Annotated in this window: 4 protein-coding genes; all 4 read left to right on the plus strand. The window is 32.7% G+C overall.

Going from position 1 to position 7,543, the window contains the following annotated elements:
* The first annotated feature begins 440 nt into the window (after positions 1 to 440).
* The 4 genes from HNS38_RS19320 (at position 441) to HNS38_RS19335 (ending at position 7,042) form a co-directional block, all read left to right on the plus strand.
* Positions 441 to 1,448: a YafY family protein gene (locus HNS38_RS19320; RefSeq protein ID WP_172283645.1), complete on the plus strand. Its 1,008-nt coding sequence runs from the start codon at positions 441 to 443 to the stop codon at positions 1,446 to 1,448.
* A 66-nt stretch (positions 1,449 to 1,514) separates the two neighbouring features.
* A complete protein-coding gene (locus tag HNS38_RS19325) occupies positions 1,515 to 2,165 on the plus strand; it encodes a hypothetical protein (protein WP_172283643.1) in 651 nt (216 codons plus the stop codon).
* A gap of 277 nt (positions 2,166 to 2,442) precedes the next feature.
* Complete coding sequence (locus HNS38_RS19330) at positions 2,443 to 5,406, plus strand: DEAD/DEAH box helicase (RefSeq protein WP_172346938.1); 2,964 nt, start codon at positions 2,443 to 2,445, stop codon at positions 5,404 to 5,406.
* A 1-nt stretch (position 5,407) separates the two neighbouring features.
* Positions 5,408 to 7,042, plus strand: a complete 1,635-nt coding sequence (locus HNS38_RS19335) for a hypothetical protein (RefSeq protein ID WP_172283639.1) — start codon at positions 5,408 to 5,410, stop codon at positions 7,040 to 7,042.
* Positions 7,043 to 7,543: the final 501 nt, after the last annotated feature.

The raw sequence follows: 7,543 nt of genomic DNA on the forward strand, positions 1-7,543 counted from the left end.
TTAAGCCGTAATATATTTTCGAAGACAGAGGGCAGGCCTTTCCCAAACTTAGGCCAGCTCATGCGGTGAATTATAGAATATTTGATTTGTCAGCAAAGGGCCATGGCTTTTAAAGTAATGACATCGAAAATGTTTGAAATAGAAATGATAGTTTTAAATCAGATAAGGAGTTAAGATTATTAGGTCATTACTTTTCTACTTTGTTAGATAAATCAATATTCTATAAGAGGCGGGTAGGTTATTGTTTGGGATGGCTTTTTGCTTCCTTTTTTCCACAAAAAAGGATGAATTGGTAGCATTTTTGGTATGAAAAAATTTGCATAGCGCATCAAAATAGGATTTAACCTTTTATTCCCCCAGAATTAGGCATTAAATCCAAACTTCATTCAAAAAAAACCAGTATTTTTTTTACCTTTACATACTGAACACTTAAATCGCATATGCCTAACAATAAAAACGCCATCATTCGTTATCAAGCTCTTGATAAGTGTCTGAGAAACCCTGGAAGTAAATATTCCATTAAGGACCTTGTAGACGAATGTAATAAAGCGCTGATAGATATAGATTCTACTTCAACAGGAGTACAAAAGCGACAGGTTTACGATGACCTGAAATTCATGCGTGATTCCAAAGGGTATGATGCTCCTATAACCAATTTTAAGGATGGTAGAGTGGTTTATTATCAATATGAAGATAGAAGCTTCACCATCAATAAACAGCCCCTAAATGAACTGGAAGCACAACAACTGAAAGAATCTCTGCACACCTTGTCCCGATTCAGTGGTTTACCACAATTTGAATGGATTGAAGATATGAAGCTAAGGCTCGATCAGTATTTTAAGTTTGAAAGCCAGGAACATATTATTGAGTTTGATAGTAATCCATATTTGAAGGGACGAGAGTATATAGGCCAACTATATGCCGCAATTAATAATCAAAAAGTACTCGAAATAAGCTACCGTTCTTTTAAATCAGAACACCCTGAAGTCATTATTATTCATCCTTATTTTTTAAAGGAATACAATAACCGGTGGTTTCTCTTTGGATTAGATAATAAAGCCGATTATCTACCTAATCTTGCACTTGACAGGATGATGAATGTGGAGGAATGTAATCTCGAATATATTAGAAATACTAAAATTAATTTTGAAGAATATTTTGAAGATGTAATAGGGGTGTCAGTTGACACGAATAACGAAATACAAAAGGTTATTCTTAAAGTGGATGTGGAACTTTGGCCATATATCCAAACAAAACCTTTGCATGGTTCTCAAAAGATAGTAGAGCATGGCTCCGAATATGTAATGATAAGTATCGAAATTAAACGAAACTATGAATTAGAGTCGTTAATCCTCTCCTTTGGGGATAAAATTGAATTAATGGAGCCAGCTTTGTTTCGACATGATTTACTGAATAGAATTGAAAGACTAAGAGAAAAATATAAATAGTGTGCAGAATTATTGCATACATTAAATAGAGATTTGTGTATTATAAACTTATTAATATCAAATCTTATGAAAAAAACAGAATTATTATTAGTAGCCATTTTAATGATGATGAGCATAACATCATGTACAGTTACCATCCCCATGCAGTCCAACCTTAGCGATCAGTTAATGTTAATGGGAGAAAACAGAAATATTTATCCTAATATCAGTCTAACTTCTGATCAGGCTGATGGTCCTATTAATTTGGTAAGTGCACAGAAAAACGGTCATGAAACTGTAAGTAATTCCTATTATCAGTACGCATCCGAAACTGCATTTAAAAACCTATGGAATTCCTATTTTTCTGCAAAATTTAATAGCTACTCTAAAGACACTATCAATATTAAAGTACATCTTAAATCTTTGGTTTTAAAACAACAACTGACCACTTCTATTGGAGGAACTATGTTTACAGGAAATAGCAAGTATAATAATGAAGCTGCAGCTGTTGTTCAGGTAAGTATACTATACCATGGGGAAAATTATGAAACACAATTCCAAGTTGTTGCCTCTGGCTATAATGAATCCCAAATGAATTCTTATGGAAATACCTATTACACTACTAATGCCGCAAATCCTACTGGTCAAATGGCACAAATACTCGAAAGTGCTTTAAATAAATCCATTATTCATTTTGAGAATTATTTGGAATCTGTTGTAACAGCAGATCAAGAATAAGGGAGGGAAAGTAAATGGATGAAAGATTGAATACAAGGCCGTTATAAAAATGTGATTTAAACGATAATAGAAATATACTATGGCAAAATTTAGTATCGGAGATTCAGTAATATATGTCAGTTCAAAAGAAAAAGGAATTGTTAAAAAAGTATTCCCTCCAGCAAGAGGGCGACAGTTATATACAGTAAGTATTAAAGATGAGCCAAAGAAATGTTTAGAATCTAACCTAATACCTGATACTGATTTATCAGACCCTTTCGAGAGAGTAAAAAGAGGAATGTTTGGTTCTTATCTTGATTTTGCTAAAATAAACACCAGCTTTAAAATTCAAAACACAAGTAAAAACACCATATCATCTCTTAAAGCTTCTAATACCATTTTTAAGGCATATCAATTTAAACCTCTATTGAAGTTTCTTAGCTCCGATAATAATAGAATATTAGTAGCGGACGAGGTGGGATTAGGTAAAACAATAGAAGCGGGCCATATTATGTTAGAACTTATGGCTCGACGAGAATTAAAAAATTCATTGATAGTGTGTCCTAAATCATTGCAGGAAAAATGGCAGTTAGAGTTAAGAGAGAAGTTCAGCTTTAACTTTAAGATTTATGAATCTTTATCTGAGTTAAAAGCGGATATAGCTGATAGAAACGGAAATGTAAAGGGAATTGTTAATTACGAAAAAATAAGACTTCCAAAAGAAAAAAGTACTAAAAATAAGAAGCCGAAAAAGAGCCTTTACGATCTCATAGATGAAAACAATATTAAATTCGACTTTCTATTATGTGATGAAGCACACCGATTAAGAAATGCTACAACTCAAACACATCGTGGATTGAAAAAATTTATGGAAGTTGTTAAATCTGCAGTTTTTTTAACAGCAACTCCAATAATGATTAGTGAAGAAAATTTATTTAATCTTTTAAAATTGCTCGATGAACAGAAGTATAGTGATTATGCTACTTTTCAGAACCAGGTTGCTATGAATCGACCATTCATAAATGCATTAAATCAAGTTAATAGTAATGTGAGCTATTCCCAGATTGCGGATGATTTAGAACATGCTGAAGTAACAATTAATTACAGTTCAGGAGAAGAATATCAAATGAATTATAGCCACACCGAGAAAATTCGTAATGTTTTTAGTGATATTCCTTTATTTCAAAAGATCATGAAGTCTTTAAAGGAAGAAAAAGATAGTGCAAAAACAAGAGTACAATTGCAATTTGATATTTCCGATATGAGTGAAATGAATAAAATATTTTCTCGTACCAGAAAAAAGGAAGTAACTCAGGACTGGTCTCAGGCTATTCGGGAACCACATACTATTATATTGGAACTAAACCCAGAAGAAAGAAAAGATTTTGACAAAGTTATTAATCAATATATTGATAGTAATTCATATGTAGATGGTTTTGGCAATGAAAAGTTAACACAGGGAGGGGCTCTTGGACTTGTTCAAAAGAAAAGACAAGTAGCCAGCAGTGTGTATGGATATTTAAATTCTAAAGAAGACCTGGAAAGAGGAGTTGATTTTTATCATGACTACAAAGACGCAAAATTTGATGCGCTCTTAGATATTGTTGAAGATGTTGTAAACAAAGGAAATAACAAGTTAATCGTCTTTGCATTGTTTAAAAAAACTTTAAATTATTTAAATGTCAGATTGAAGAAAGCGGGGATTGTTTCTGCTATTATTCATGGTGATATTGATGATAGAGTTACTGAAATTGAGAAATTCAAAACCCATGAAAATGTAAAAATACTTTTGTCTTCAGAAGTTGGAAGTGAAGGTTTGGATTTGCAGTTTTGCGATGCCATTGTCAATTACGACTTGCCTTGGAACCCGATGGTAGTCGAGCAAAGAATTGGTCGTGTTGATAGGTTTGGTCAAAAATCACCCAAAGTAAATATCTATAATTTGCTGGTAAAAGATTCTATACAGGAAGATATTTATACCAGACTATTAGATAGAATTGGAATTTTCAGGGGAAGTATAGGTGATTTAGAAGCTATTTTAGATAAAGATCTTGAGAAAATGGGAAACCTCGGTGTTAAAAATATCAGAGAGTGGTTTTCAAGTTTAGAGCAAGAATTATATTCTAAAGACATTTCAAAACACGAACGTGAGGAAAAAATTGATGCCATTGAACGTGCTATAATAACTGAAAAGAAGAACCTTGATACTATAAGTAAGGGACTTACAGATACACTTACCAATGATGTATACTTTAGAAACCAGGTGAATTTCATTAAAAACAATCATAAGTACGTAACTGAAAAAGAGTTGGTTAATTATATTCGAATTTTAATTCGTACTAAGCTCACTACTTTGCAATTAGAAACATTAGATGAAGAAAAGCTTATCTTTCAAATAAACATCCCAAAAAGTTCGCCATCAGTTTTAAAAAATTTCTTAACCGAGTATCAGCCGCATCATACAGAACAAGAAATAATATTCCGTCATTTTATAAATTCAATAAGAGACAAGCATTCGCTGAAATTAACTTTCTCACAGCAAACGGGGTACGAAAATAAAAATCTGATTAGGATTAATGCCTATCATCCTATAATTATTGCAGGGCTTAATTATTTTGAAGCGCATCAAATAGATTCAAATAATACTTTCCAGTTTGCCATTGAAGCCAATCATTTAAGTGATTTTGAATTAGATAGGGGAGAATATTTCCTGGCTGTATATTCATCACGTATTTTAAAAAAATGGATAAATAGAGAGCAGAAAACAGAGCTCTTGGTGCCTATTCTATATGATATCTCTAAAAAACAAATCATAAAAGAGACCACTGTTGCGGAGAGGTTTTTAGGTGAGGCTCAATTAAATGCTACTGCAAAGTCTGGGACATATCGTATTTCGCCTGAACAAGTTTCTGAGTTAGAATATGAACTGGCACTATATTTAGATGATATTGAGTCGGCAAAACTGGAAGATGCTAATATGAGGTTGGAGACTCATAGCAAGATGCAAATTCAATTGAAAACAGAATTCTATAATAATAAAATTGTAATGCAAAAGCGAGTTATTAAGAATTCTGAAAATATAATACAGCAAGCTTTTTATGAAAAAGAGAGAAAAAATGCCGAAAGAATTCTTCCAGCACAAAGGAAGGTGCTCGAGAATCTATTGGAAGAAAAAGAGAATGTTTTAAGGGACATTGATTCGGCTAAAATTAAATATATAACCCCTAAATTATTATCTATTAACCACATAACAATCAAATAAAATGAGTTACACAGTAGGCTTCGATTTTGGCACCCATCAAACCAAAGTATGTATTGAAGACGCAACAAATCCAGCGCAAAAAATGTACGAATTTCTTGAGTTTAGGAATAAAGATGGATACAATTCCGTTTTATTCCCATCCATCGTACAGATCAATAAAGATGAAACCCTGAGCTACGGTTTTATTGATGAAGAACAATGTAAAGTTGAAATTGATGAAAGCATTAGAATTCCAGAACTTCATCTAAACCCCGAACCTGTTTACAAGCTACCAGAAGAACCCCAAATGCCTAAATTACCTGATAAGCCAAGTTTTGAAAACTTGAAGCAAATAAGCTGGAAAGAACAATTAAAAAGGTTTGTAAAGAAAGAGCCGAGTGAGAAAAAAACATCATTAAAAAAATGGGAAAAAGAGTGCAAATCCATTAAAGAATTGTTTGAAACGGAGCACAAGGCATGGAAGAAAAAAACAAATGATTTAATGGACGAATTTCAGTTGATACATGAAAACTGGAAACAGGAATGTAGAAAAGTAACAGAAGAACATGAAAAAATAGTCAAACAATTAGCTCGAAAAAGAGAACACAGACTCCGTTTCCGATATTTTAAATTGGCTTCTTTCAGTAACATCAAGTGGAACGATAATATCGCTCCTGAATTATTATCTGTTTGGTATATTGCCAATGTTATACTTATCCTTCAGGAGAAGTTAGGAGAAGATTTTTTTATTCAGTTTGGTGTGCCAAGTGGTAGTGAGAAGGCTGTGTTCGATTCTCAAAAAAGAAAAGCCTATGCGTTTCTAATAGCCGCTTATAGATTGGTTGAGAAAATCAAGACTAAATCCGACTACTTAAAACTCACATACCCTGAGCTTAAAGAACAAACAAAAATAGATTACAATTTTACTGAAGAAGAATTGTATACGTTCGGTTTGAATGTAGTTCCTGAAGCTTTTGCTGGTTTATCTTCTATTACCCAACAAAAAAGAATACAAGATGGTATGAGTCTTTTGGTTGATATTGGGGGTGGTACTACCGATATCGCTTTCTTTACTCTAAACGGAACCCAACCCGATATACATTCGGTAATTTCTTTTCCAAAAGGCTTGAATTATATATTCGAACAATATATCGGAACAAAGGATGATATGGACATAAGAGATGTGCAAGAATTGTTTTTCACTTCCCAAGGAGACATCTCATTGTTTAAGTCAAGTATAACTACATACCATAACCAGCTTAAAAATAATGTAAGTGAAATGAAGGATGCTATTATCGATTCATTTAGTTTTAGGAAGGATATTCATAAGTTGCCCATTGATAAATTAATAGATGCTTTAAAAAACAGACCCATTGTATTCAGTGGGGGCGGGTCTATCTATAAAAGCATGAGAAAAGGGGTGTCAAATTTTTCTGATGTAAATATCATTAATAAAAACTTATTAAACATCCCATTTGTTGTGAATACAAACATCGATGATACTATATATCCTATTTTATCCACATCTTATGGACTTTCAATTCCATTAGAAGAAGAAATACAATTAACAGAAATCGAAGATGTTTTTAATCATATTGTATCCGGTGATTCTGATATTAATAAATATAAATTTGAACATGGATTAACGGACTATTAAAAGATCTACGAGGCAATATCGATAAAATAAGACCTTTTATTGGCAAAGGTCTGTTTCAGGTATTTATAGGTCAGTGTAGGGTAGCTAAAAGTTATATCTTGCGTCTGATAGCTGTTATTGCAATGACTGACAAGGCAAATGACTACAAAATATTAGTTATTCCAACAATCGTTAAAACAAATGGAAATTAATTCTTATTAAACCAAGGTGTGGGATTATTGATTATTAAGAAGCCCGAAGAAGTATATATTCAATTGTTGAAATATGCTCTGAATAGGAAGAAATTGAAAAAAATACCATACCAAGTTTGCAGGTGGGGGATTACAAATTAATGTTGGGAAAAAAGAAATTCTCAGTGTCATTAAGAAAATGCTTACTAATGATACAAAATATTGCTTACTAAAATGCAAAAAGTCCTGAAAACAATATGTTTACAGGACTTTGTTGCGGTCTGGACGGGACTCGAACCCGCGACCCCGTGCGTGACAGGCACGTATTCTA

Origin of the sequence: Lentimicrobium sp. L6 (assembly GCF_013166655.1) — a bacterium.
GTDB lineage: Bacteria > Bacteroidota > Bacteroidia > Bacteroidales > UBA12170 > UBA12170.

Bases quoted from the DNA above. Each gene is read 5' to 3' on its own strand.
- HNS38_RS19335 (WP_172283639.1), top strand. From the start codon at position 5,408: ATGAGTTACACAGTAGGCTTCGATTTTGGCACCCATCAAACCAAAGTA.
- HNS38_RS19320 (WP_172283645.1), top strand. From the start codon at position 441: ATGCCTAACAATAAAAACGCCATCATTCGTTATCAAGCTCTTGATAAG.
- HNS38_RS19330 (WP_172346938.1), top strand. From the start codon at position 2,443: ATGTTTGGTTCTTATCTTGATTTTGCTAAAATAAACACCAGCTTTAAA.
- HNS38_RS19325 (WP_172283643.1), top strand. From the start codon at position 1,515: ATGAAAAAAACAGAATTATTATTAGTAGCCATTTTAATGATGATGAGC.